Origin of the sequence: Micromonospora sp. LOL_014 (genome assembly GCF_048060245.1) — a bacterium.
Classification (GTDB): Bacteria; Actinomycetota; Actinomycetes; order Mycobacteriales; family Micromonosporaceae; genus Micromonospora_E.
Map to the genome: position 1 here is coordinate 22903 of NZ_JBHMIP010000040.1, position 22098 is coordinate 45000.

Annotated in this window: 24 protein-coding genes and 1 pseudogene; 19 read left to right on the forward strand and 6 right to left on the reverse strand. The window is 72.1% G+C overall.

Going from position 1 to position 22098, the window contains the following annotated elements; translation table 11 throughout:
* The first annotated feature begins 68 nt into the window (after positions 1-68).
* Positions 69-692, forward strand: coding sequence for a DUF2254 family protein (locus ACFHW1_RS26320; RefSeq protein ID WP_416616362.1), 624 nt, complete (start codon positions 69-71; stop codon positions 690-692).
* Positions 689-1141, forward strand: coding sequence for a DUF2254 family protein (locus ACFHW1_RS26325; RefSeq protein WP_416616363.1), 453 nt, complete (start codon positions 689-691; stop codon positions 1139-1141). The genes ACFHW1_RS26320 and ACFHW1_RS26325 overlap by 4 nt, the downstream gene beginning before the upstream one ends.
* Before the next feature lie 100 nt (positions 1142-1241).
* Here the strand turns inward: ACFHW1_RS26325 and ACFHW1_RS26330 are convergent, their stop codons facing one another.
* Positions 1242-1574 (reverse strand): hypothetical protein, encoded by a 333-nt coding sequence (locus ACFHW1_RS26330; protein ID WP_416550698.1) that lies wholly within the window; start codon positions 1572-1574, stop codon positions 1242-1244.
* A 529-nt stretch (positions 1575-2103) separates the two neighbouring features.
* On the opposite strand from ACFHW1_RS26330, the gene ACFHW1_RS26335 reads away from it, so the two are divergent.
* The gene (locus tag ACFHW1_RS26335) at positions 2104-2520 is read left to right on the forward strand and encodes a hypothetical protein (protein ID WP_416551082.1); all 417 of its coding nucleotides are present in this window, start codon (positions 2104-2106) and stop codon (positions 2518-2520) included.
* Between the two features lie 8 nt (positions 2521-2528).
* On the forward strand, positions 2529-2813 hold the full coding sequence (locus ACFHW1_RS26340) for a DUF4229 domain-containing protein (RefSeq protein ID WP_416550702.1): 285 nt from the start codon (positions 2529-2531) through the stop codon (positions 2811-2813).
* A gap of 128 nt (positions 2814-2941) precedes the next feature.
* Here the strand turns inward: ACFHW1_RS26340 and ACFHW1_RS26345 are convergent, their stop codons facing one another.
* From ACFHW1_RS26345 to ACFHW1_RS26360, 4 genes and pseudogenes are all read right to left on the reverse strand, one after another.
* Positions 2942-3430: a glutathione peroxidase gene (locus ACFHW1_RS26345; protein WP_416550704.1), complete on the reverse strand. Its 489-nt coding sequence runs from the start codon at positions 3428-3430 to the stop codon at positions 2942-2944.
* A gap of 206 nt (positions 3431-3636) precedes the next feature.
* Positions 3637-4871, reverse strand: a pseudogene (locus tag ACFHW1_RS26350) (ricin-type beta-trefoil lectin domain protein); the annotation flags it as partial.
* Positions 4872-5168: 297 nt separating this feature from the next.
* A complete protein-coding gene (locus tag ACFHW1_RS26355; RefSeq protein WP_416550706.1) occupies positions 5169-5438 on the reverse strand; it encodes a hypothetical protein in 270 nt (89 codons plus the stop codon).
* A gap of 13 nt (positions 5439-5451) precedes the next feature.
* The gene (locus tag ACFHW1_RS26360) at positions 5452-5679 is read right to left on the reverse strand and encodes a hypothetical protein (protein ID WP_416616366.1); all 228 of its coding nucleotides are present in this window, start codon (positions 5677-5679) and stop codon (positions 5452-5454) included.
* A gap of 614 nt (positions 5680-6293) precedes the next feature.
* Here ACFHW1_RS26360 and ACFHW1_RS26365 point away from each other — a divergent pair.
* The 14 genes from ACFHW1_RS26365 (at position 6294) to ACFHW1_RS26430 (ending at position 20214) form a co-directional block, all read left to right on the forward strand.
* Positions 6294-7133: a helix-turn-helix domain-containing protein gene (locus ACFHW1_RS26365; RefSeq protein ID WP_416616368.1), complete on the forward strand. Its 840-nt coding sequence runs from the start codon at positions 6294-6296 to the stop codon at positions 7131-7133.
* A complete protein-coding gene (locus ACFHW1_RS26370) occupies positions 7130-7324 on the forward strand; it encodes a DUF397 domain-containing protein (protein ID WP_416550714.1) in 195 nt (64 codons plus the stop codon). Before ACFHW1_RS26365 ends, ACFHW1_RS26370 begins: the two co-directional genes overlap by 4 nt.
* A gap of 98 nt (positions 7325-7422) precedes the next feature.
* Positions 7423-8187 carry a hypothetical protein gene (locus ACFHW1_RS26375; RefSeq protein ID WP_416550716.1) on the forward strand — a complete coding sequence of 255 codons (765 nt, stop codon included), beginning with the start codon at positions 7423-7425 and terminating at the stop codon, positions 8185-8187.
* A 118-nt stretch (positions 8188-8305) separates the two neighbouring features.
* Positions 8306-9616: an ATP-grasp domain-containing protein gene (locus ACFHW1_RS26380; protein ID WP_416550718.1), complete on the forward strand. Its 1311-nt coding sequence runs from the start codon at positions 8306-8308 to the stop codon at positions 9614-9616.
* Positions 9613-10494, forward strand: coding sequence for a Rossmann-like domain-containing protein (locus ACFHW1_RS26385; RefSeq protein WP_416550720.1), 882 nt, complete (start codon positions 9613-9615; stop codon positions 10492-10494). Before ACFHW1_RS26380 ends, ACFHW1_RS26385 begins: the two co-directional genes overlap by 4 nt.
* Entirely contained in the window at positions 10491-11543 is a 1053-nt protein-coding gene (locus ACFHW1_RS26390) for a PLP-dependent cysteine synthase family protein (RefSeq protein WP_416550722.1), read from the forward strand. The genes ACFHW1_RS26385 and ACFHW1_RS26390 overlap by 4 nt, the downstream gene beginning before the upstream one ends.
* A complete protein-coding gene (locus ACFHW1_RS26395) occupies positions 11540-12559 on the forward strand; it encodes a dipeptide epimerase (RefSeq protein WP_416591856.1) in 1020 nt (339 codons plus the stop codon). The genes ACFHW1_RS26390 and ACFHW1_RS26395 overlap by 4 nt, the downstream gene beginning before the upstream one ends.
* On the forward strand, positions 12556-13818 hold the full coding sequence (locus tag ACFHW1_RS26400; RefSeq protein ID WP_416550726.1) for an MFS transporter: 1263 nt from the start codon (positions 12556-12558) through the stop codon (positions 13816-13818). The genes ACFHW1_RS26395 and ACFHW1_RS26400 overlap by 4 nt, the downstream gene beginning before the upstream one ends.
* Positions 13819-13847: 29 nt before the next feature.
* Entirely contained in the window at positions 13848-14684 is an 837-nt protein-coding gene (locus ACFHW1_RS26405; RefSeq protein WP_416550728.1) for a class I SAM-dependent methyltransferase, read from the forward strand.
* A 38-nt stretch (positions 14685-14722) separates the two neighbouring features.
* Positions 14723-16285 carry an ABC transporter substrate-binding protein gene (locus ACFHW1_RS26410; protein WP_416550730.1) on the forward strand — a complete coding sequence of 521 codons (1563 nt, stop codon included), beginning with the start codon at positions 14723-14725 and terminating at the stop codon, positions 16283-16285.
* Entirely contained in the window at positions 16282-17232 is a 951-nt protein-coding gene (locus ACFHW1_RS26415; RefSeq protein WP_416550732.1) for an ABC transporter permease, read from the forward strand. The genes ACFHW1_RS26410 and ACFHW1_RS26415 overlap by 4 nt, the downstream gene beginning before the upstream one ends.
* Positions 17229-18074, forward strand: a complete 846-nt coding sequence (locus ACFHW1_RS26420) for an ABC transporter permease subunit (RefSeq protein ID WP_416616370.1) — start codon at positions 17229-17231, stop codon at positions 18072-18074. The genes ACFHW1_RS26415 and ACFHW1_RS26420 overlap by 4 nt, the downstream gene beginning before the upstream one ends.
* The gene (locus ACFHW1_RS26425; protein WP_416550736.1) at positions 18071-19654 is read left to right on the forward strand and encodes an ABC transporter ATP-binding protein; all 1584 of its coding nucleotides are present in this window, start codon (positions 18071-18073) and stop codon (positions 19652-19654) included. Before ACFHW1_RS26420 ends, ACFHW1_RS26425 begins: the two co-directional genes overlap by 4 nt.
* Positions 19651-20214, forward strand: coding sequence for a GNAT family N-acetyltransferase (locus ACFHW1_RS26430; RefSeq protein ID WP_416550738.1), 564 nt, complete (start codon positions 19651-19653; stop codon positions 20212-20214). Before ACFHW1_RS26425 ends, ACFHW1_RS26430 begins: the two co-directional genes overlap by 4 nt.
* 302 nt (positions 20215-20516) lie before the next feature.
* On the opposite strand, the gene ACFHW1_RS26435 is transcribed toward ACFHW1_RS26430, so the two are convergent.
* Positions 20517-20897 (reverse strand): ADP-dependent glucokinase/phosphofructokinase, encoded by a 381-nt coding sequence (locus ACFHW1_RS26435; protein WP_416550740.1) that lies wholly within the window; start codon positions 20895-20897, stop codon positions 20517-20519.
* A gap of 319 nt (positions 20898-21216) precedes the next feature.
* On the opposite strand from ACFHW1_RS26435, the gene ACFHW1_RS26440 reads away from it, so the two are divergent.
* Complete coding sequence (locus ACFHW1_RS26440) at positions 21217-22023, forward strand: SAM-dependent methyltransferase (RefSeq protein WP_416550742.1); 807 nt, start codon at positions 21217-21219, stop codon at positions 22021-22023.
* Positions 22024-22098 lie beyond the last annotated feature (75 nt).

Sequence of the window (22098 nt, forward strand, 5' to 3'; positions counted from 1 at the left end):
GAGGCAGCCGGACCGGTCTGACTCCGCCGACAGGTGTCGACCCGCCCCGGCGCGGGTAGGACACTGCGGTGAGTCAGCCGCGTGGCATCCTGCCCCGCCTCCGTGGCGTGTGGGGCAGCTTCTGGGCGGTGCCGGCGGCGATCGCGACCGGCGCGGTGCTCGGCGCGATCCTGCTCACCGCCCTGGATCTGCGGCTGCGGCTGGACGGCTTTCTGCCGAGCGGGCCGGAGGGCGCGAGATCGCTGCTGTCCTCGGTGATCACCGCGATGATCTCGTTCACCGCGCTGGTGTTCTCCATCACGGTGGTCGCGGTCCAGCTGGCTTCCAGCCAGTACTCACCCCGGGTGCTGCGGACGTTCCTGCGCGACCGGGTCACCCAGGCCACCCTCGGCACCTTCGTCGCGACGTTCCTGTTCGCGATGGTGGTCCTCGCCGCGCTACCGGGCCGTTCCGAGGCCCGGTTGCCGGCGCTGTCGCTGGCCGTGTCGATGGCCCTGGTGCTGGGCAGCACCGGGATGTTCATCTACTACCTGCACCACATGACCGCGCTGATGCGGGTCTCGCACATGATGCGGCGATCGGGGTACAGAGCAGGCGCAGCATCGACCGGTGGGCGCCCCGGCCGACCGATCCGGACGGTTCCCCGGACGGACCGATCGTCGACGTGCTGGCGGCACCGGATACCGGGGTGATCGTCGAAGTCGACACCACAATGCTGGCGCGGCTCGCCCGCCGATACGGCTGCGCTTTCACGGTCGAGCGGATCCCCGGTGACTTCGTCGTGGCCGGCATGCCGCTGGTCGCCGTACACGCCGTCGGTGACACCCCGCCGGGCCCGGTCGACGCGAAGCTGGCCGAGCAGGCCGTCGAGGTCGGCGTCGAACGGATCCCCGGCCAGGACGTCGGCTTCGGGCTCCGGCAGCTCGCCGACATCGCCGAACGAGCGCTCTCGCCCGGCATCAACGACGCCACCACCGCCGTCCGGGCCCTGCAGGAGGCGCACGACCTGCTGCGCCGGCTGGCCGACCGGCCGGACCGGCCGAGGATCGTCCAGGACGACGACGGGACGGTCCGGGTCCACGTCCGCCGGCAGTCGTTCGCCAGCCACCTCGATCACCGACGTCCGACAGGCAGCCACTGACCAGCCGAGGGTCATCGAGCTGATCGACAGCATTCTCGCCGACCTGACCACGGCGGCCCGGCCCGAACACCGGCCGGACATCCAGCGGTGCCAGGCGGCGTCACCGGCCGCCGACGCCCCGGGAAGTCGCTGAGGAGTACCAGCGGCGACCGGCGGTGGCGGTCACCCCGTGCACCAGGGTGCTGGCCGCGATTACCAGCGTCCCGGCCGTCCACAGCCGGAAATCCGTCGCCCCCTCGGCGAAGCTGTAGGTCAGGTAGAACAACGCGGACACGCCGATCGGGCCGAACCAGCCGAGAAACACCGTGTCCCGCCACGACACGCCCAGCGCCCAGCGCCGGGCGCAGGGCCAGCACCACCGGCAGCCGGCGAGGCAGCCGACCGCCACGCCGACCAGGACCGCACCGCCGACGCCCCAGGCCGCCTCGGCCACCTGCTGTCCGGCCGGCCGGCGGCGGCCAGGCCAGACCGGCGCTGACCACCGCCATCCCGGCCATGCCCAGGGTCAGCAGCACCCCGACCGGGCGGGTCACCGTCAGGTACCCGGTGGCGGGAAACCGCAGCGCCACCGCCATTAGCGACACGGCCAGCAGGATCCGGCTGGCCTCCCGGAGCAGGCCGATGGTGTCGTGGTGGGACGGATCGATCAGCCCGGACACCGGGCCGACCAGGACGCCGAGCAGCAACGCGAGCAGCGGTTCGCTGACCGGTGCGCGGCGGATGGCGCTCGACCAGAAGGCCAGCAGTACGGCGAGCACGCCGACCAGGGCATAGCTCAGGTGCAGCGGATGCATCCGGACACCTTCACCGCAGCGGTAGGCGGCTCAAACCTGGCGGCGTCGACCCTTGGTGCCCCGTACCACCGGGGGTCGGCTGCCATCTTGGCCGGCTATCCGGGTGGCGGCCCGGCAAACCTGGTCCGGGTGCGGCACCGGCCCAGGCGTACCCTCGTCCTGGTCATGATGGAATCGAAGAGCGACAGTCTTCCGCGCCGGGACGCCGCGGGTCGGGTGGTCGCGTTGCCGGATCTGCTCGGCGTGGTCGGCGCCGGCCTGGTGATCGGCCTGGTCGTGCTGCTGCTGTTCGACGGCGTGTTCACGCTGATCGGCGACGGTCGGCTCGGCCAGTCGAACGGCTGGTTGGCGGTGATCCTGCCGGCGTGGCTGTTCGCCGACGACTTTCGGGCCTGGGCCGGCGGCTCCGTCCGGTTCGTCGCCGCCGCCGTGGCGACCGGGGTCGGGGTCGCCTCCGGGCTGCTCGCCGCCGGGATCGCGGCCGACCTGCCGCCGACGGCCGGCGGCGGGATCGGGGCAGCGGTCTTCGCCCTGGTGTACGCGGCGGTCTGGTTCCATGGCGTCCGGTGGCTGGACGGCCGGTGAGGAGAGGCATGAGCCCTGCGGTGAAGTACACGCTCGGCCGGATCGGGCTGTTCGTGATCGTCGTGCTGGCCCTCTGGCCGGTCGACATCAACGTCTTTCTGAAACTTATGATCGCGGTCATTTTCTCGGCCGCGTTGTCCTGGTTTCTGATGCGCGGTTGGCGGGACGAGATGGCGCAGCAGATCGCCGAGTCCGCCGAGCGTCGCCGGTCTGAGAAGGAACGGCTGCGGTCCGCTCTGGCCGGCGAGGACCAGACCGACGGTACGGCCGGCAAGCCCCAGGAGGATTCCTAGCATTCGCCCACCGGCCCCGGTAGATCTGGCACTGCGTGGGTCACTCAAAGCAGACCTTCAACCAACGGGTGACCGTACGGCCGGCCCCAGCCCAGGGCCGGTCGCCCGCGAGACAGTCGGGTAGCTCCCTAGCCGGGCAGTTGTGCTTCGATCGCGGCGACCACCGCGTCGTCGGTCGGCTCGACCCGGGGCCGGAACCGGCCGACCACCCGGCCGACCGGCGCGATCAGGAACTTCTCGAAGTTCCACTGGATGTCACCGGCCGCACCGTCGGCATCGGCGGTTTCGGTCAACTCGGCGTAGACCGGGTGCCGGCCGGGCCCGTTGACCTCGATTTTGGCGAACATCGGGAACGTCACCCCGTACGTCGCCGAGCAGAACTCCTGGATCTCCTCGGCGCTGCCCGGCTCCTGGCCACCGAACTGGTTGCACGGGAAGCCGACCACCGAGAAGCCCCGGTCGGCGTACCGCTCGTGCAGTTGTTCCAGGCCGGCGTACTGCGGGGTCAGCCCGCACTTCGACGCCACGTTGACCACCAACAGTGCCTTGCCGGCGAAGTCCCGCAACGAGCCGGGCTGCCCGGCCAGGGTGGTGAGCGGAATGTCGTAGATCCCCACGTCTCGATCCTCTCTCCCGCCCAGTGCGCTCGCACCGGCCGGCCGTCGTACAGGTAGGCGACGTGTCCGTGATCGGCCGCCGCGAGTGCACACCGCACCCGCCTGCCAACATAAGCTGCGGCCGCCCTCCGACCGCCTCGGGGCAGACGAGCCCGCGCCCGGTTCCGGCGCGGTGGACTGCCGGGAAATCGGCAGCGACGCGACGGTCAGCCGCGCCGCCACTTCTGGTTGGCCCCGCCGTGGCACTCGTAGATGATCAGGCGAGCACCGTCGGCGGTGTTCCAGTCGACCACGTCGACGCACTTGTTGGCCTGCGGGTTGACCAGGTCACCGGCGCTGGAGAGCACCCACTGCTGGGCCGGGTTGCCGCTGCAGGTCGCGAGCTGCACCACGGCACCGTTGGCGGTCGAGCCCCAGGCGACGTCCATGCAGAGGCCCAGTGCCCGGATGGTGCCGTCGCCGGGGAAGGTCCAGTTCTGCGCGTTGGTGCCGTTGCACCGGTACAACTGCAGGTGCTGGCCGTCGACTCCGTTGGAGTTCGGTACGTCGATGCACTTGCCGGCGAGCCCGATGATCCGGCTGGTCTGGCCGCCACCGGTGGTGGTCAACGACAGCCGTAGCGGGACAGGATCTCGTTGACCGGCTGGTAGACGGTGGTGCCGCCGGAGCTGCAGGTGCCACCGGCGCCGGAGGTGACGCCCTGCGCCTGGGTGCCGGCGAGGAACGAGCCGCCGGAGTCACCGGGCTGCGCGCAGGCGCTGCTGGAGACCAGTCCGTAGACGAGCTGGCCCGAGTAGTTGACGGTGACGTTCTTGGCGGTGATGGTGCCGCACCGCCAGCCGGTGGTCCGGCCGGACCGGCAGACGGCGGCACCGACGGCCGCCTCCTGGGAGCCGGTGACGTTGACCGTGCCGCCGCCGTAGTTGTTCACCCACGGCCGGGGCACCCAGTTGGCGTTGGTCTGCACCCAGGCCAGGTCGTCGCCGGGGAACGACGACCCCCGGAAGGTGCCCTGCGCGACCCCGCTGCCGGCGGTGGAGGCACCGACGCCGCCGCAGTGGCTGGCGGTGACGAATCCACCGGCGACGGCGAAGCCGACCGAGCAGAGCACGCTGTTGTTGATCACGTACTGGTCACCGCCCCGGATGTCGTACACCGGGCGGTAGGCGTCGTCGCTGCCTACCACTGAGGTGGCGGTGGTGGGCAGCCCGGCGGCGTGGGCGAAGCTGGCGGCCGCCGCGACGTCGGCGGCCTCGATAGTCACCGTATTGGTGACCGGGTCGACGTACCAGGAGTGCACCGCGGAGTCGGCGCTGGCGGCCCGCCGGTCGAGTCCGGCGGCGAGCCGGTCCAGCTCGGCGAGGCTGCGGGTGACGGTCCGAGGCTCGGCACCGGCCGCGCGGACCCGGGCGGCCTGCGCCGGATCGGCGGCGTGCACCAGGGCAACCACGGCCGGGCACGCGCTACACGCTGCCGGGCACCCCGTGCTGCGCCGGCCCGACTCCGGTCGTCGCGGTCAGCCACGCGGTCGTCGACGCACTCGGGAACGCGCTAGCTAGCTGGGAAATGTGCGCCAGTGAGGTGTTACGGAGCCGACGGCACAGATCCTCCTCCCCGGCAAGTGGATCACCGACGCCACGATGTGAGGCTGAGATACCTCATCCGCCGGCCGAAAGGTATCTCAGCCTCACATGATCTTGATGATCCCCGGCTTGGTGGGTGTAGGGGGCGGGGCCGGTCAGGGTGAGCCGTGCGGGACGACCCGGTAGCCGAGTTGCTGGCCGTAGGTCATCAGTGGGCGCAGGGTCGGGACCAGTTCGGTGGCCTGCGTGGACCAGTGGTGTCCCCGGTTGCTGTCGAGTCGGCGGTGACGGGCAGATGTCGGCGTCGTCTGCCGTTGTCGCCGCGACTCGCGGCGCAGGTGGTACAGCCGCTTGGACGCCGTGGACCGGCCGGAGCGCCAGTCGAGCCAGCGCAGCCACCAGTCACGGATCATCTCGGTGATCATTTCTCTCCCTTGATCAATTGGTCGATGGTCGGGTTTCTATGCGCCGTGGCAGTCGGTGAAGTCCGTGGCGCTGGACGAAGATCTCCCGCCGGTCGGCGGCGTTGCCGTGGCGGTCGATGACGTACCCGGTGAGCCAGATCCACCCGTCGTAGGTCCACTTCCGGTCGACGGCGATGACCCGGAGTCGGATGGCGCGGTCGTCGGCGAACTGGACGCTGGCTTCCCGGCCGATGATCAGCACGTCGCCGGGCTTCGGCTCCGGCGTGGCGAGTTACCGGCTACCCACCAGGCCGATCCGCCATCGGGTACGTCGTACGCCCGCAGTCCGGGCATCACCTGGACTTGACCTTGAACGACCACAACCCGGCACAGAAGCCGAGTAGCGCCGCGCTGAACAACGCTCCCACTTCCATCATCGACATCCCCTCCTGTGGGATCGACACGGCATCAGCGCCACCACCCAATGAACCGCCAGTACAGGTACCCGGACCTGTGCAGCGGCAGGTCGGTCATGGCGTCTATCAGGCACGTGGCCATGTAGACCGACAGCGACACCCGTGCGCCGGTGTACTCGGCGAGGAGCTCCTGGCGGCGCGCGTCGCACGGCCATGGAAGTCCGCACTTCGCACACATCCAGTGGGGACGATCCGGAGTGTGCGTGCTCACCGGGATTCCTTCGGCCAGTGCCCCCGGTTGACAGGGACGTGTTGAGACATGCCCGCCCCCCGCATCTGCGCGGTGTGGCTCGTGCGTACAGTTTGCGCGCGCACTTTTGTGGAGTCAAGGATTGGCAGCCATCCAGGATTGACGAAATATGGATGGCCGAGATCGAGGCGTCAGGAGCAGAATGTGGGCATGACGAGCCCGACCTTCGTACGGTTCCAGCTCGGCGTGCAGCTCCGCCGAGCACGCGAGGAAGCCAACGTGACCACCGAGAAGGCAGCTGACACCATCGAAGTCTCGGCAAGCACCCTGCGCCGCATCGAGCAGGGCAGGGTCGGGCTGAAGGGTCCGGCGCTGAACGCCCTACTGGACCTGTACGGCGTGGCCGACGCCGAGCTGCGCGAGACCCTGCTGTCGATGGCGCGGAGCGGCAAGCAACGCGGCTGGTGGGCGAAGTACGGAGACCTGCCGAACTCGTACCGGCAGTACATCGGACTGGAGTCCGCCGCGACGACGATCCAGAACTTCGAGACGCTCGTGGTGCCTGGCCTGCTGCAGACCGTCGACTACACCCGTGCGATCGCCGCCGCCGCCGTTGAGCAGCCCACGCCGCAGGCCGTAGAGGAACGGGTCGCGGTCCGCGTGGAGCGACAGAAGCTACTCACCGAGGAGAGGCTTCGTTTGGTCGCGGTCATCGACGAGGCAGTGCTGCACCGCCGGATCGGCGGACCGGAGATCATGACCAACCAGCTGACAGCGCTGCTCGAAGCCCAGGACCGGTGGAACGTGATCATTCAGGTCATCCCGTTCGGCGAGGGCGCATACGCCTCGATGCTGTCGAGCTTCCACATCCTCAGCTTCGACGAAGGGCCAGGGGTGGTCTACATCGAAGGGCTGACCGGAGACCTCTACGCTGAAGGTGAGGATGTGCAGAGGTGCGCCAAGGTCTTCGACGACCTGCGGGCATCTGCCCTGTCACCCGCAGCATCGACCGAGATGATCAAGGACCTCCGGGATAGGGAGACACCATGAAGGCACTCGACAACCAGTGGCGCACGAGCAGCCGCAGCGGCCACAACGGTGCCTGCGTGGAGGCGAGGTACGTCGACCAGGCCACCGAGGTGCGTGACAGCACGGACCAGGCTGGGCCGGTGCTGTCCTTCACCCCGACCCAGTGGACCGGCTTCGTCCAGGACATCAAGACCGGCAGGTTCGAAGCCTGACACCCGTCCGACCGATTCTCCTGACCGCCGCAGGCGGGTGCACCCTGGTCCATGCCGTCGGCATCCTGACGGACAGTCCGGTCTGGCGCTATGCCGAGGTGCTGGCGATCGGTCTGCTCGTCGCCTACGCCGTGGTCAGCGGGCTGCCGACGCCGCGCTGGACGGTGCCGGCGGCGCTCGCCGTACTGATGCTGGACGCCGCCCGGACGATGCCTGCCGACCAGGCCGCAGGCTACGGCTGGCAGGTGCTGCGGCCGGATACCGCCGGCGTCGACCGGTTCGCTGGCGTCGAGGCGGGCCTCGCCATCTGCTGGGCGTCGCTGACCGCGGTGGCGATACTGCTCGCGGTGTGGCACCGCCACCCCCGGCGGCGCCGGACAGCGGTCGCCACAGCACTGGCAGCCGCGGTGATCACCGGGTACACGGTGATCCGGATCTCTGCCATCTGGCTGACCTTGGCGGCGGACCACCGTGACCACCCGACCGGGGCGGACCTGGCCGGCTCGGTGATCGCCGTGAGCCTGGCGGTGCTGCCGCCGTTGGGGCTCGGGTTGGCCGCGCTGGCGCTCGCCACGGCGCTGGCCGGGCACCGCCGGTGGCTGGCCTCGGCCGGCGCGGCGCTACTCGCCGTCACCGCGCTGCCCCAGGTGGACGCGGCCATCCGAGCTGTGCCGCTGCCCCTGTACGCGGGCGACCAGCTCGCCTGGTCCGCCGCCTACGCCGTCGGGTCCACCTGGTGGACGCCATCGGCTGTCCCGGCACTCACCGCGTTGCTGGAGCTGACCGCGTACCTGCTGCTTGTGACGGGCTTGACCGGTCTCCACCCGCCGACATCCGCTCCACGGGCCGAGGCAGGCCAGTAGCGGCGGTGAGCCCTCGGGGCCACTGCCGCACTGACCGCCGGCCGGATGGCGGGCACCTATGCTCCACAAACGAAAACCGTTATCATCGCCATGCCGGTTCCCGAGCGAGGAGGCGTCGATGGCGCATGTGTTGCTGGTGGAGAGCTGGGTCGGTGCGATGGCCCACCTGCTGCCCAGGGCCGTGCTGGAGGCCGGGCACCGGTTCTCCTTCCTGACCCGCGACCTGCACCACTACCTGCGCGGCGCGCCGGCCGGAGGTGCGCATCCGCTGCTCGCCGCCCACAATGTGCTGACCGCTGAGACCAACGACCTGCCCGGACTGCTGGAGCACGCGGAACAGCTGCACCGGGCGCTGCGCTTCGACGGCGTACTTACCTCCTGCGACTACTACCTCGACACCGCCGCCCAACTTGCCGCCCACCTGCGGCTGCCGGGCGCGGACCCGGCCGCGGTACGGCGGGCGTACCGCAAGGACCTCGCCCGGGCGGCGATGGACGCCGTCGACGTGCCGCAACCCCGGTACGCGCTCGGGCAGAGCTGGTCCGATGTCGCACGGGCCGCCCGGGAGCTGGGCTTCCCGCTGGTGGTCAAACCGGTCGACCTCTGCGCCGGCATGTACGTGCGCGAAGTCGCCGACGAGGCCGGGCTGCGGACGGCGTTCGACGCCCTCACCGGTTTCCCGGTCAACGCCCGGCACCAGCCCCGGGTGCCGACGGTGCTGCTGGAGCAGCTGCTGTCCGGCCCGGAGGTGAGCGTGGAGACGGTCACCGTGGACGGGGACACGACAGTCGTCGGGGTGACCGACAAGAGCCTCGGTGGCGCCTCGGGGTTCGTCGAGACCGGACACATGTTCCCGGCGCCGCTCGACCCGGCGACCACCCGCCGGGCCGGTGCGGTGGCGGTGGCTGCGCTGGCGGCGGTCGGGCTGGACCGCGGGGTCGCCCACACCGAACTGCGGTTGACCCCGGCCGGGCCCCGGGTGGTCGAGGTCAACCCCCGGCCGGCCGGCAACCAGATCACCGAACTGGTGCGCCGGGTCACCGGCATCGACCTGCCCATGGTGTACGCGCAACTGGCGCTCGGCGAGACCCCCGACCTCACACCCGCCGACACCGGCGTACGCAGCGCGGCGATCGCGTTCGTCCTACCGCCGCGCCCCGGCGTCGTCGCCCGGGTCGACGGTACCGGGGCCTGGCAGGCGGACCCACGGGTGGTCGACTGGTCGGTGAAGCCCGCCGGCCACCGGGCCGGTGACAGCGGCAGCAACAACGACTACCTGGGCCACGTGATGGTGGTCGACACGGCCGGGGCCGACGCGCGCACCATCGCCGACGGCCTGGCCGCACAGGTACGCGTCGGGTACGTCGACGACGACGGCAACACCGACCGGCACCGGTCCGCCGCCGCGCCGGCCGGAGCGGCGGTATGACGGCGTCCACCGACGGCAGTCCGGCGACGTCCGTGTCGCCGACCCGACCGGCCGTGTCCCGATCGCCGACCCGGCCGGCGTACCGGTCCCTCGCCGCGCTGATCAACGCGGTACGGGCCGGACGCCACGGTGTGGACCCGACCCGCTGCCAGGTCAGTGTGGGGTTCGTGACCAGGCAGGGCGCGCGGCACTCGAACCGGCTGCGCAGCTACCGCAACCAGGTGCTGAGCCTGCGGGTCGACGCGGCGGTCGGCTCCTGCGCGGTCGAGCACGGCGAGCTGCCCGACGAGGTCGTCTACGACTGTGTCGGCGCCACGGTCGCCGACCTGCTCGCGCATCCGTTGCTCCCGGTGCGGGTGGCCGCACTCGACGCGTACCTGATGGCGCAGCGCCCGCACGCGGAGGCAGCCGACACGGTGGTCACCGTGCCCGCCGGCGGCTCGCTGGCCAAGTCGCAGGCCCGGGCCGCCGCCGTGGTCGACCTGCTGCCGCCGACCGGCGGCCCGGTCCTGGTCGTCGGGGTGGTGAACTCGCTGCTGGCCCGGCTCCGGGCCGCCGGCCGACAGTACCTGCCGTGCGACCTGGCCGGCGGCCGCACCGAATGGGACGAGCCGTGCCTGCCCGACGCGGCGGCGCTGCTGGACCGCTGCGACGCGATCCTCGCCTCGGGAATGACGCTCGGCAACGGCACCTTCGAGCCGCTGCTGGGCCACGCCGCCGCCGAGGGCAAGCCGTTCGTGGTGTTCGCGCAGACCGGTAGCGCGGTGCTGCCGTGGTTCCGCGGCGCCGGGCTGACGGCGGTGTCGGCCGAGCCGTACCCGTTCTTCTGGCTCGACGGCGGCCCGACGACCATCTACCGGTACGGGGTGTCCGGGTGAGCGCGCCGCAGCTGCTGAACCTGGTGGGGCACACCCCGCTGATCTACGTCGACGCGCCGCTGCCGCACCCGCACGGCGGCTTCTGGGCGAAGGCCGAGTCCGTCGCGCCGGGCGGGATGAAGTCCCGCGCGGCAGTGGCGATGCTGGCCGGCGCGCGGCGACGCGGCGAACTCCGCGACGGCGCGCCGGTGGTGGAGTCGACCAGCGGCACCCTCGGTATCGGGCTGGTCTTCGCCGGGCAGGCTCTCGGCCACCCGGTGGTGCTGGTCGTCGACCGGGAGCTGGAGCCGTCGATGCGGGCGCTGCTGCGCGCGTACGGGGCCCGGCTGGAGGTGGTTGAGCGGCCCCACCCGACCGGTGGCTGGCAGCAGGCCCGCCGGGAACGGCTGACGCAGGTGCTGGCGACGCTGCCCGGCGCGTACTGGCCGGACCAGTACCACAACCCGGACAACGCCGCCGGGTACGTGAGCCTCGGTGACGAGATCGCCGCCCAGGTCGACGCGGTCGACGTGCTGGTGTGCAGCGTCGGCACCGGCGGGCACAGCGCCGGGCTGACCCGGGCGCTGCGCCGGCACTGGCCGCGGCTGCGGCTGATCGGCGTGGACACGATCGGTTCGACGATCTTCGGCCAGCCGGCCCGGCGGCGGGTGATGCGCGGGCTGGGCAGCAGCATCTATCCGAACAACGTGGACTATCCGGCGTTCGACGAGGTGCACTGGCTGGGCCCGGCGGAGGCGGTTGACACCTGCCGCCGGCTGGCCCGGACGGCGTTCGTCACCGGCGGATGGTCCACCGGCGCGGTCGCCAGAGTCGCCGCCTGGGTGGCCCGCACCCAGCCGGACACCCGGGTGCTGACGGTCTTTCCGGACGGACCGCACCGCTACCTTGACTCCATCTTCGACGACGGCTGGTGCGGCCGGCACGGGCTACTCGGCCCCACCCCCGGCCATCCGGTCGAGATACCGCACCCCGGTGCGGTGGAGGTCACCCGGTGGAGCCGCTGCCGGGTGGTCAGCGACCCGCTGCGCCACGAGCGGGTGCCGGCATGAAACTGTCCTGGCACCCGTACCGGCTGGTGCTGCGCGAACCGCTGCGGATCTCCCGGTCGGTGATGGCGCACCGCGAAGCGGTCCGGCTGACCGTCACGCACGACGGGCTCACCGGTCACGGCGAGGTCGTCACCAGCCGCTACTACGGACTCGACCGAGCCGCGGTCGAACGTACCTGTGCCGGCTGGACCGACCGGCTCGCCGGCTGCGTCGATCCGGCGATGCTGCGCGACGAGCTGAGCACGTTCGACGGACCCGCCGGGGTGCTCGCGGCACTGGACACCGCCGTGCACGACCTGCTCGGCCAGGCCCGGGGGCTGCCGGTGCACCGGCTGCTGGCAGCGCCGGCGCCGACGCCGGTCGCCACGGCGTACACGATCGGGCTGGTGCCGGTCGCGGACGCGGCGGCGACCGCGCGGCGGCTGGTCGCCGCCGGGTTCGCGGTGCTGAAGGTAAAGGCCGGTGACGACGCCGACGTGGCCCGGGTGGCGGCGGTACGCGCCGAGGCGCCGACGGCCCGGCTGCTGCTCGACCCCAACGGCGGCTGGTCCGCCGAGCAGGCGGTACGGCGGCTCGACGCGCTCACCCCGTACCGGATCGACGCCGTCGAGCAGCCGACCCCGCCGGGGCGACCCGACCTGCTGGCCCGGGTGGCCGCCCGCACCGCGATCCCGGTCGTCGCCGACGAGGACGCCGAGCGCCTCGCCGACCTGGACCGGCTCACCGGCGCGGTCGCCGGGGTGAATGTCAAGCTGGCCAAGTGCGGTGGGATCGCCGCCGCCACCCGGATCGTCGAGGCGGCCCGGGAACGCGGCCTGGACATCATGCTCGGCTGCCTGGTCGCCAGCACGCTCGGCGTCGCACCGGCCGTGCACCTGGCCGGCCTCGCCCGCTGGGTCGACCTGGACGGGCACCTGCTGATCGCCGATGACCCGTGGACCGGGATCGGCGGCCACGACGGCGTGCTGCGCCTGGCGGAGACCCCCGGCCTCGGCGTGACGGAGGCGGTGCGGTGAGGGCGACCTGGACGACGCTGACCAGCTTTCCACCGGCGATCCGGCTGCTGGTGGTCAACCAGCTCGGGGTCAACGTCGGCTTCTACCTGCTGCTGCCCTACCTGGCCGGTTACCTGCGCGACGACATCGGCCTGTCGGCCACCCTGGTCGGCCTGGTCCTCGGGGTACGCAACCTGAGCCAGCAGGGACTGTTCCTGGTCGGCGGGTCGGCCGCCGACCGGCTCGGCGCACGCGGCGTGATCATCGCGGGCTGCGGGCTGCGGGCGGTCGGCTTCGCGGTGTTCGCGGTCGGCGGGTCGCTGCCCGCACTGCTGGCCGCCTCGGTGCTGACCGGGCTGGCCGGGGCGCTGTTCAACCCGGCGGTACGCGCCTACCTCGCCGAGGCCGCTCCCGAGCGCCGGGCCGAGGCGTTCGCCCTGTTCAACGTCTTCGCCAGCGCCGGTGCGCTACTCGGGCCGCTGCTCGGCAGCGCGCTGCTGCTGGTCGACTTCCGGGCCGCCGCGATCGGCGCGACGGCGGTGTTCGCCGCGCTGACCGTGGCGCAACTGCTGGTGCTGCCACCGCACCCGGTGACCCGAAGCGGGCAGAGCGTCGGCCGGGACTGGCGGGAGGCGCTGACCGACGGCCGGTTCCTGGCGTTCACGGTGGCGTTGAGCGCGCTGTTCGCCCTGCAGACCCAGCTGTACCTGGTGCTGCCGGTGCAGGCCGAGGCCGCCGCCGGCACCCCGCTGGCGGTGGCGGCACTCTTCGTCGTGTCCACGGTGGCCACCCTCGCCTGGCAGGTCCGGCTGACCGGGTGGCTGCGCCAGCGGAGCAGCCGTGGGGTGTCCATCGCGGCCGGGATGGCGGTGGCCGGCCTCAGCTTCCTGCTGCCGCTGCTGCCGGTGACCGGCCCGCCTCCGGTGCGGGCACTGCCGACGCTGGTCGCCGCGCTGGCGCTGGCGGTCGGGGTGATGATGGCGCAGCCGTTCGTGTTGGAGCTGGTGCCCGGCTTTGCCCGCGACGGGCTGACCGGCACCTACTTCGGGGTGTTCTACCTGGCCTCCGGGGTTGTGGCGGCGCTGGCCACCACCGCCGTCGGCCGGTTCATGCAGACCGGTGGCCAGCCGGACGGGGCGGCACCGGCCGTACCCGCCGGAGCGTGGCTGCTCTGCGTGGGGCTGGGCCTGGCCTGCGGCGCCGCCGTGTGGACGCTGCACCGCCGCGGCCTGCTCGCCCCACGTACGGTGCCGGCCGCCGCTGAGAAGGCGGCCCGGTGAGCGGGCCGGTGGTCGGGGGCGGACCTGTCGTGACGGGCGGCCCGGTGGTGGCGGGCGGGCCGGTGGTGGCGGGCGGCAACCTGCTCACCGACAACCCGCAGCTGTACGAGGCCCAGTTTCCCGACCCGGAGCACCGGGCGGCCAGGTTCGTGGCCGACCTGGTCGACCGGTTCGCGCCCGGCCCGCCCGGCCGGCGGCTGCTCGACCTCGGCTGCGGCACCGGCCGCGACGCCGGGTACCTCGCCGACGCCGGCTTCGACGTCACCGGGTTGGACCTGTCCACCCGGATGCTGGCCTACGCCCGCCGCCGCCACCAGCGGGTCCGGTTCGTCGAAGGTGACCTGCGTACGTTCGACCTCGACCTGCGCTTCGACGTGATTACCTGCCTGGACAGTGCGCTGCTGTACTGCCACGGCAACGCCGACCTGACCGCCGCGCTGGCCAGCTGCCGCCGGCAGCTGGCCCCCGGCGGGCTGCTCATCGCCGAGATGCGCAACGGCGCGTACTTCCTCGGCAACACCGACCTGGTCGACGGGCCCAGCATCCGGTCGGTGCGCTGGCAGGGCGTCACCTACACGTCCCGTACCACCTTGTGGATCGACGCCGCGGCGCAGCTGCTGCGCCGCCGTCGGATGTGGACCTGGCCGGGTGCTGAGCAGGAACTCGTGCAGAACTCCGCGTGGCGGCTGCTCTTCCCGCAGGAACTGCGCCATTTGCTGGAGGGCGCCGGGTTCGACATCCTCGCCCTGTTCGACGCCCCCGGCCCGCGTACCGAACCGCCCTGGCGTCCCGGCGCCGAGCTGGCGACCGGCCTACGCGGCGACCGCCTGCACCTGGTCGCCCGCCGCCGCGACGACGCGGCCTGAAATCCCCGCTGAAATCCCCTCGGAAGGAAAGAACTGACATGTCGACTGTTGCCCGACTACGCCGCCGAACATTGCTCGGCGGCGGTGCCGCCGTGACCGCCGCGCTCCTCGCCGGCTGCGGCGCCGACGCCCCCGCTGGTTCCGACACCGCCGTCAACAGCGGCACGCCGAAGCGGGGTGGCCGGCTGCGGGTCGCGTTCGCCGGTGGCGGCGCCACCGAAAGCCTCGACCCGCACCTGGCGAACCTGTTCAACGAGGCGTCCCGGGCCAAGGCGATCTTCGACAAGCTCGCCGACTACGGCCCGGACGTGTCGATCCAGCCCCGGCTCGCACTGGGCTGGGAGCCCAACGCCGATCTCACCCGCTGGCGGGTGCCGCTGCGCGAGGCCACCTTCCACGACGGACGGCCGGTGCGGGCCGCCGACGTGCTGGCCAGTTACGCCCGGATCACCGACCCGGACCGGGCCTTCCGCGCCAAGGCCAGCCTGTCCCTGATCGATCTGCGGGCGAGCCGGGCCGTCGACGACCGTACGGTGGAATTCGCGCTGACCCGTCCGTTCGCCGAATTCGGCAACGTGCTCGCCGCGTTCGGCGCGTACATCGTGCCCGAGGGCAGCGAATCGTTCGACCGGCCAATCGGCTCCGGACCGTTCACGTTCAGCAGCTTCACCCCCGGTACGTCGCTGCTGCTGGCCCGGTACCCGGACTACTGGGACGGCGCCGCGCACCTCGACGAGCTGGAGTACGTGATCGCCAACGAGGAGTCGGCGCGGGTCAACGCCCTGCTCGCCGGGCAGGTCGAGTACGCGCACGACATCAGCCCCACCACGGCCCGCAGCTACGCCGCCGACGACCGGATCGCCATCACCCGGATGGCCAACAGCGGCCTGCAGGGCTTCACCATGAAGCTGGACCGGCCCCCGTTCGACAACCGGGACCTACGGGAGGCGATGTTCCTGCTCACCGACCGGCAGCAGCTGGTCGAGACGGTCCTGTCCGGCTCCGGGCAGATCGGCAACGACCTGTTCGGCAAGGGCTACCAGTACTACGCCGACGACATCCCGCAGCGCGAACCCGACCTCGACCGGGCCCGCACGCTCATCGACCGGGCCGGCGCGCGAGGGCTGCGAATCCCGCTGGACACCGCGCCGGTGGCCGCCGGGTTCGTCGAGGCGGCCAGTGTCTTCGCCGACCAGGCCCGCGCGGTCGGGCTGAACGTCGAACCGGTGCAACGCAACAAGGACACGTACTGGCGAGAGGTGCTCGACAACGGAGTGATGGCCTGCTTCCGCTCCGGTGCCATGCCGATCGAGACCCACATCTCGCAGCGGTTGCTGAGCACCTCGACGACGAACGCCACCAAGTGGACGCGGCCCGAGTTCGACGACCTCTACGCCACCGCCGTCTCCACCGCCGACGAAGCGGGCCGGCGGCAGGCGTACGGCGAGATGCAGCGGATGCTGCACGCCGAGGGCGGGCTGCTGGTGTGGGGCTTCGCCGACTTCCTCGTCGCCACCGCGCCCCGGGTCGGCGGCGTGTCCGCCGAGGCACCCGCCAACACCCTCGACTGGGCCCGGTTCGACAAGGTGTGGCTGGCTTGAGCCTGACCCGCTACACGGTTCGGCGGCTGCTGCTCGGCGTCGGGCAGGTCGCCGGCATCACCACCATCGTGTTCGTGCTCACCGAGGCGCTGCCCGGCGACGCGGCGGTGGTGATCGCCGGTGACCAGCCCGACCCGGAGCGGATTGCGCTGATCCGCGAACAGCTCGACCTCGACCAGCCACCCTGGCAGCGGTACCTCGATTGGCTCGCCGGGCTGCTGCACGGAGACTTCGGCGTATCGCTGATCTCCCAACGGCCGGTCCTGGACATGATCGTCGGCAGCGCCGCAGCGACCGTACTGCTGGCCGCCGCGACGCTGCTCGTCCTCGTCCCGCTCGCGATCGGCCTCGGCATGCTCGCCGCCCGGCGCGAAGGCGGCCGGCTCGACCGCGCCATCAGCGCCGTCGCCGTCGGTCTCTACGCGGTACCGGAGTTCGCCCTGGCCATCCTGCTGGTCGCGGTCTTCGGCGTACGGCTGGGCTGGTTTCCGCCGACCGCCGTCGGCACCGGCCCCAACCTGCTCGCCCAGCCTGCCGTGCTGGTCCTGCCGCTGCTGGTGCTGCTGGCCCGACCGATCTGCTCACTCAGCCGGCTCACCCGCGCCGGCATGGTCGACGCGCTGCGCTCCGAGTACGTGGCCCACGCCCGACGCCTCGGCCTCGGTGCCCGTCGCCGGTGGCTGGCCCATGCGCTGCCCACCGCCGCCGCGCCGGTCGTGCAGCAGCTCGCCCGGACCACCGACTGGCTGCTCGGCGGCGTCATCGTCGTCGAGGCGGTCTTCGTCATCCCCGGTCTGGGCACCGCCCTGGTCGACGCGGTCGCCGCCCGGGACGTCCCCACCGTCCAGGGGCTGTGCGTGATCGTGGCGGTCACCACCGTGGTCGTCAACCTGGCCGCCGACCTGATCGCGTTCCGGCTCGCCCCGCGTATGGCCGGTGCCCGATGACCGGCCGGGCTCCAATTATCAGCCGGGCTCGGCGGACCGGCCGGGTTCCGCGCCTGCTCACCGGGGTCGTCCTGCTCGCCGTACCGCTGCTGCTCGCTCTCGCCGGTCCGGCCCTGGTCGATCTGGCCCTGGTCGGCACCGGCGCGGACCGGACCCGGCCGTTCGCCCAGGCAGGGCTGCTCGGCACCGACTTCGTCGGCCGGGACGTCACCGGGCAGCTCCTGCTCGGCGGCCGGTCCGTCGTCGCGGTCGCCGCCGCCGCGACCGCCCTGGCCTACCTGATCGGCGTACCCGTCGGTCTGGTCGCCGCGCTCACCCGCCGCCGCTGGCTCGACGAGGTGCTGATGCGCCCGCTGGACCTGCTCCTCGCCGTCCCGTCGCTGCTGCTGCTCATCCTGCTCGCCGCCACCGCACCCCGGGGGCCGGTGACGCTGGTGGTAGTCGTCGCCGTCATCGCCCTGCCGGAGATCGCCCGGATCACCCGCGCCGCGGCCCTGCCGCTGGCCCACGGACCCGCGATGGAAGCGATGCGGCTCTACCGGGAGACGTGGTGGCGGCGGGCGGTCGGGTACGTCGCCCGGGGCATCCGCCGGGTCCTGCTCGCCGACGCCGGGATCCGGTTCATCGGCGCCGTCTACCTCGTCGCCACCGCCAGTTTCCTGGGCATCGGCGTCGCCCCGGACGCCGCCGACTGGGCCGTCATGGTCGACCGCAACCGCGCCGGGATCTTCCTGCAGCCGTGGGCGGTCGTGGTGCCCGCCGCGCTGCTCGTCGCGCTCGCCGTCGGGGTCAACCTGGTCACCGATCAGCTGCTGGCCGCCCGGCCGGAGGTCGCGAAGTGATCCGGGTCGACGGGCTGTGCGCCGACGCCGCTGGACAGCGGCTGTTGCGCGACGTGTCGTTCACCGTGCCGGCCGGCGACGTCCTCGCCGTCGTCGGTCCGTCCGGCAGCGGCAAGACCACGCTCGGGCGGGCGCTGCTCGGCGAAGCCGGCCCCGGCGTCCGGCTGACCGGCGGCATCGAGATCGACGGTCGCCCGGTCACCCCCGACACACCGCCGACCGGCGGCACCGTCGGCTACGTTCCGCAGCAGCCAGCGGCGGCGCTGACCCCGGTACGCCGGATCGGTCCGGTGCTGCGTGAGATCGCCCGCCGGCACACCCCGGCGCCGTCGCGCCGAACGCGGCGCGCGGCCATCCGGCAGGCGGTCCGGGCGGTGCTGGCCCGGGTCGGTTTGCCGGACGACCGCGACCTGCTGCGGCGCTACCCGCACCAGCTCTCCGGCGGCCAGCAGCAGCGGCTGGTCATCGCGCACGCCCTGCTGGCCGGTGCCCGCGTCCTGGTCGCCGACGAACCGACCACCGGGCAGGACAGCCTCAACCGCCGCGACGTCGCCGCCGAACTGCGCAGTCTCGCCGGCTCCGGCGTCGCGGTCGTCCTGCTCACCCACGACCTGCACCTGGTCCGGGCGGTCGCCGACGGCGTCCTCATGCTCGACCGGGGCACCGTCGTCGCCTCCGGTCCACCGGACGCGGTCCTCCATGACACCCCAGCTCGACCAGCGCGGACCCCCGCCGCTGACCCGCCGGGCGGTGTCGGTCAGCTGCTGCGGGTCACCGGGCTCACCGCAGCGCACCACGGCAGCACCGTCCTGCACGACATCGACATGGTCATCGGCCCCGGACAGCGCCTCGCCCTGGTCGGCCGCTCCGGCAGCGGCAAGACCACCGTCGCCCGCTGCCTGGCCGGCCTGCACCCACCGAGCGGCGGCAGTATCGAACTCGACGGCCGCCGGCTCGCCGGCTCGATCGACCGCCGGCAGCGGGGCGACCTCACCACCGTGCAGTACGTCTTCCAGGATCCGCGGGCCAGTTTCCAGCCGTCCGCCGCCCTGCTCGACCAGGTCGCCCGCCCCGCCGTACGGCTGCACCGCCAACCGACCGTCGACGCGCTGCGGACCGCCCACGACCTGCTGCGTCAGGTCGGGATCGACGATGCTCTCGCCGCCCGCCGCCCCGACCGGCTCTCCGGCGGTGAACTGCAACGCGCCGCTCTGGCCCGCGCCCTGGTGGCCCGACCCCGGCTGCTGGTCTGCGACGAGATCACGTCAGGTCTCGACCGCGTCAACCAGGACCGGATCCTCGACCTGCTCGACGAAGTGTGCCGCGCCCACCGGCTCGCGCTGCTGGTCATCACGCACGACCCGGACGTGGTCGACCGGCTCGCCGACCACGTCACCGTGCTCGACCACGGCCGGGTCGTGGAACACGGTCCCGCCGCCACCGTGCTGCGCGCCGGCCGGCAGCCGCTGACCCGCGCCCTGCTCGACCCTGACCTGCCGCGACCGCGCGACCCCGACCTGCCGCGACATCTGCCGCGACCCGCAACCACGTCCAGTACCGGAGAGATGAGCACCACGTGAACGACCAGAACATCGGTCCGTACGACATCCGTACCGCCACGCCGCAGCACCTCGACGGTGCCCGCAGCGTCATGCTCGACACCTTTTACCAGGTGTTCGGCTACGGCTACCAGCCGCGGTGGCACGCCGACGTCATCGACCTCGCCGGCACCTACCTACGGCCGGAGCGGCATGCGCTGTTCGTCGCGGTCAAGGGCGACGAGGTGGTCGCCACCACCGCCGTCCGCGCCGCCGCGCCGAACAGCCCGCCGCATCCCCGCTGGCTCGTCGACCGCTACCCGGCGGCGAGCACCGCCCAACTGTTCCGGGTCTACGTACGCCCGGAACACCGCCGCAACGGGCTGGCCCGCGCACTGGTCCGACGGGCCGTCGCGTTCGCCGCCGGACACCCCGGCTACCGGGCGGTCTACCTGCACACCGACACCGGGGTCCCCGGGGCGGAGGCGTTCTGGCGGAGCGTGGCCGAGGTGGTGCACGACCCCCGCGACGGCAGCCCGCACGCCTCCCGGGTGGTGCACTTCGAGATCCCGATGCCCGTGCTGACCGCCGCGTCCCGGTAGCGATCGTTCGGCAGGTCGGAGCCGTTGGTCGAGGTCACCGTGTTCGGAGAGCCCGTCTGCCAAGGTCACGAAGGCAGCGGCCCAGTACTTCGTGTGCAGGACCAGCATCGGTACGGACACGAGCGCGTGCATGGCCGGCAGCGCGTCGGCGACCTCCGCCGCCGACAGCAGGTCGACCGGGTGCCCGAGACAGGACTGCGTCTCGTCCTCGTTCAGTCCGTACACGTCGATCGCGTCGCGCAGCGCGGCCAGAACCCGGCGGTTGAGCGCGGGCTCGTGGTAGGCGGCGTCCTCGAAGTAGGTCACCGCCCGGGTGGCAACCGCCGCATGTGCACGCGCAGCTCGGCGAGTCGGCGGTCGAGCTTCTCGGCGGAGCGCATGGCGTTGAATCCGGAGATCAGCAACACGTCGGCCCGGCTGAGCCGGTCGCCGAACTCGCCGCTGAGCAGCATCGTGCTGTTGGCCGGGTCGTTGAGGTAGATCAGCCGGTTCGGGAACGGCGCGGTGATGTCGATCTCTCCGGCGCGGATCCGCAGACCCTGGTCGTACTGGACGATCAGGTGCGGGTGCAAGGTGTCCTCGACGCCGCTGGACAGGTACGCGCCGTCCGGTGGCAGCAGCCGACGTACGGTGTCGTCGACGCTGACCAGGTGCAAGGTCGACGGCACGCCGAGGCGGCTCATCAGGATCCCGGCCCGTACCGGTGGGTGCCGCCCAGCGCCACCGGTGCGGGAACCGGCCGGCGAAGAGCTCCAGCGCCGGGGCGGAGGCGACGTCATGTTCGCCGCCCCGAGCGACATACCCGAGGATCGACACCACGAGATCCCGCTCGCTGGTCACCGTGATCGGCGAGGTCAGCTCCGCAGCGGCGATACCGTAGTCGGCGACCAGCTGTGCCAGGACATCGGCGGTGAGCTTCAGCTCGTAGTCCGGAGCTCGGCCGGGCCGTCGAACCGCCGCCCCAGTTGCGTCATCACCCCGCCGGTGCGAAAGAATCGTTCCATGACCGAGGACTGGGAGCTCCCCTCAGGCTCTAAGATGGACACCGCCGTTCCGCACTCGGCGCGGATCTGGAACTACTGGCTCGGCGGCAAGGACCACTTCGCGGTCGACCGGGCCGCCGGCGATGAGGTCATCGCGCACATCCCGGACATCCCCATCGGAGCCAAGTCCGAGCGTGCGTTCCTCCAGCGCGTGGTCAGGTTCCTCGTCAGGGACGTCGGTATCCGCCAGTTCCTCGACGTCGGCACCGGTCTGCCCTCGGCGGACAACACCCACGAGGTCGCACAGTCCCTCGAGCCGCGCTGCCGGGTGGTCTACATCGACAACGACCCGCTCGTCATGGCACATGCGCGTGCGCTGCTGACCAGCACGCCGGAAGGCAGTTGCGACTACGTCGAAGCCGATTTGCGGCAGCCGGACGCGATCCTCGCGTCCGCGCGGCGGACGCTCGACTTCACGCAGCCGATCGGGCTCATGCTCCTCGGCGTCGTCAACCACATCCTGGACGACGACGTGGCGTACGGCTCCGTCGCGCAACTGGTGCAGGCGCTGCCCGCCGGCAGCCACCTGGTGCTCACCCATTCCACGGCGGAGATCCACGGCGAGCCGATGCTGCGCGTGATGCGGGAGACCACCGAACGCGGCGGCACGCCGATCCGCGCCAGGACCAAGGTGGAGCTCGAACGCTTCTTCGACGGGTTGGACCTGCTGGAACCCGGCGTCGTCACCTGCTCACGCTGGCGCCCTGACCCGGAGTCCGACGAGCCCGAGGTCTACCTGTTCGGCGGTGTCGGCCGCATCGGCTGAGCCACCACAGGAGGACGCGCCAGTGGTGCGCGCGACGTTCGACGATCCGAATCTGGTGTCGTGTGCCGGTCTCGT

Bases quoted from the DNA above. Each gene is read 5' to 3' on its own strand.
- ACFHW1_RS26335 (WP_416551082.1), top strand. From the start codon at position 2,104: ATGGAATCGAAGAGCGACAGTCTTCCGCGCCGGGACGCCGCGGGTCGG.
- ACFHW1_RS26340 (WP_416550702.1), top strand. From the start codon at position 2,529: ATGAGCCCTGCGGTGAAGTACACGCTCGGCCGGATCGGGCTGTTCGTG.
- ACFHW1_RS26355 (WP_416550706.1), bottom strand. From the start codon at position 5,438: ATGATCACCGAGATGATCCGTGACTGGTGGCTGCGCTGGCTCGACTGG.
- ACFHW1_RS26365 (WP_416616368.1), top strand. From the start codon at position 6,294: ATGACGAGCCCGACCTTCGTACGGTTCCAGCTCGGCGTGCAGCTCCGC.
- ACFHW1_RS26370 (WP_416550714.1), top strand. From the start codon at position 7,130: ATGAAGGCACTCGACAACCAGTGGCGCACGAGCAGCCGCAGCGGCCAC.
- ACFHW1_RS26380 (WP_416550718.1), top strand. From the start codon at position 8,306: ATGGCGCATGTGTTGCTGGTGGAGAGCTGGGTCGGTGCGATGGCCCAC.
- ACFHW1_RS26385 (WP_416550720.1), top strand. From the start codon at position 9,613: ATGACGGCGTCCACCGACGGCAGTCCGGCGACGTCCGTGTCGCCGACC.
- ACFHW1_RS26395 (WP_416591856.1), top strand. From the start codon at position 11,540: ATGAAACTGTCCTGGCACCCGTACCGGCTGGTGCTGCGCGAACCGCTG.
- ACFHW1_RS26410 (WP_416550730.1), top strand. From the start codon at position 14,723: ATGTCGACTGTTGCCCGACTACGCCGCCGAACATTGCTCGGCGGCGGT.
- ACFHW1_RS26420 (WP_416616370.1), top strand. From the start codon at position 17,229: ATGACCGGCCGGGCTCCAATTATCAGCCGGGCTCGGCGGACCGGCCGG.
- ACFHW1_RS26435 (WP_416550740.1), bottom strand. From the start codon at position 20,897: ATGAGCCGCCTCGGCGTGCCGTCGACCTTGCACCTGGTCAGCGTCGAC.
- ACFHW1_RS26440 (WP_416550742.1), top strand. From the start codon at position 21,217: ATGACCGAGGACTGGGAGCTCCCCTCAGGCTCTAAGATGGACACCGCC.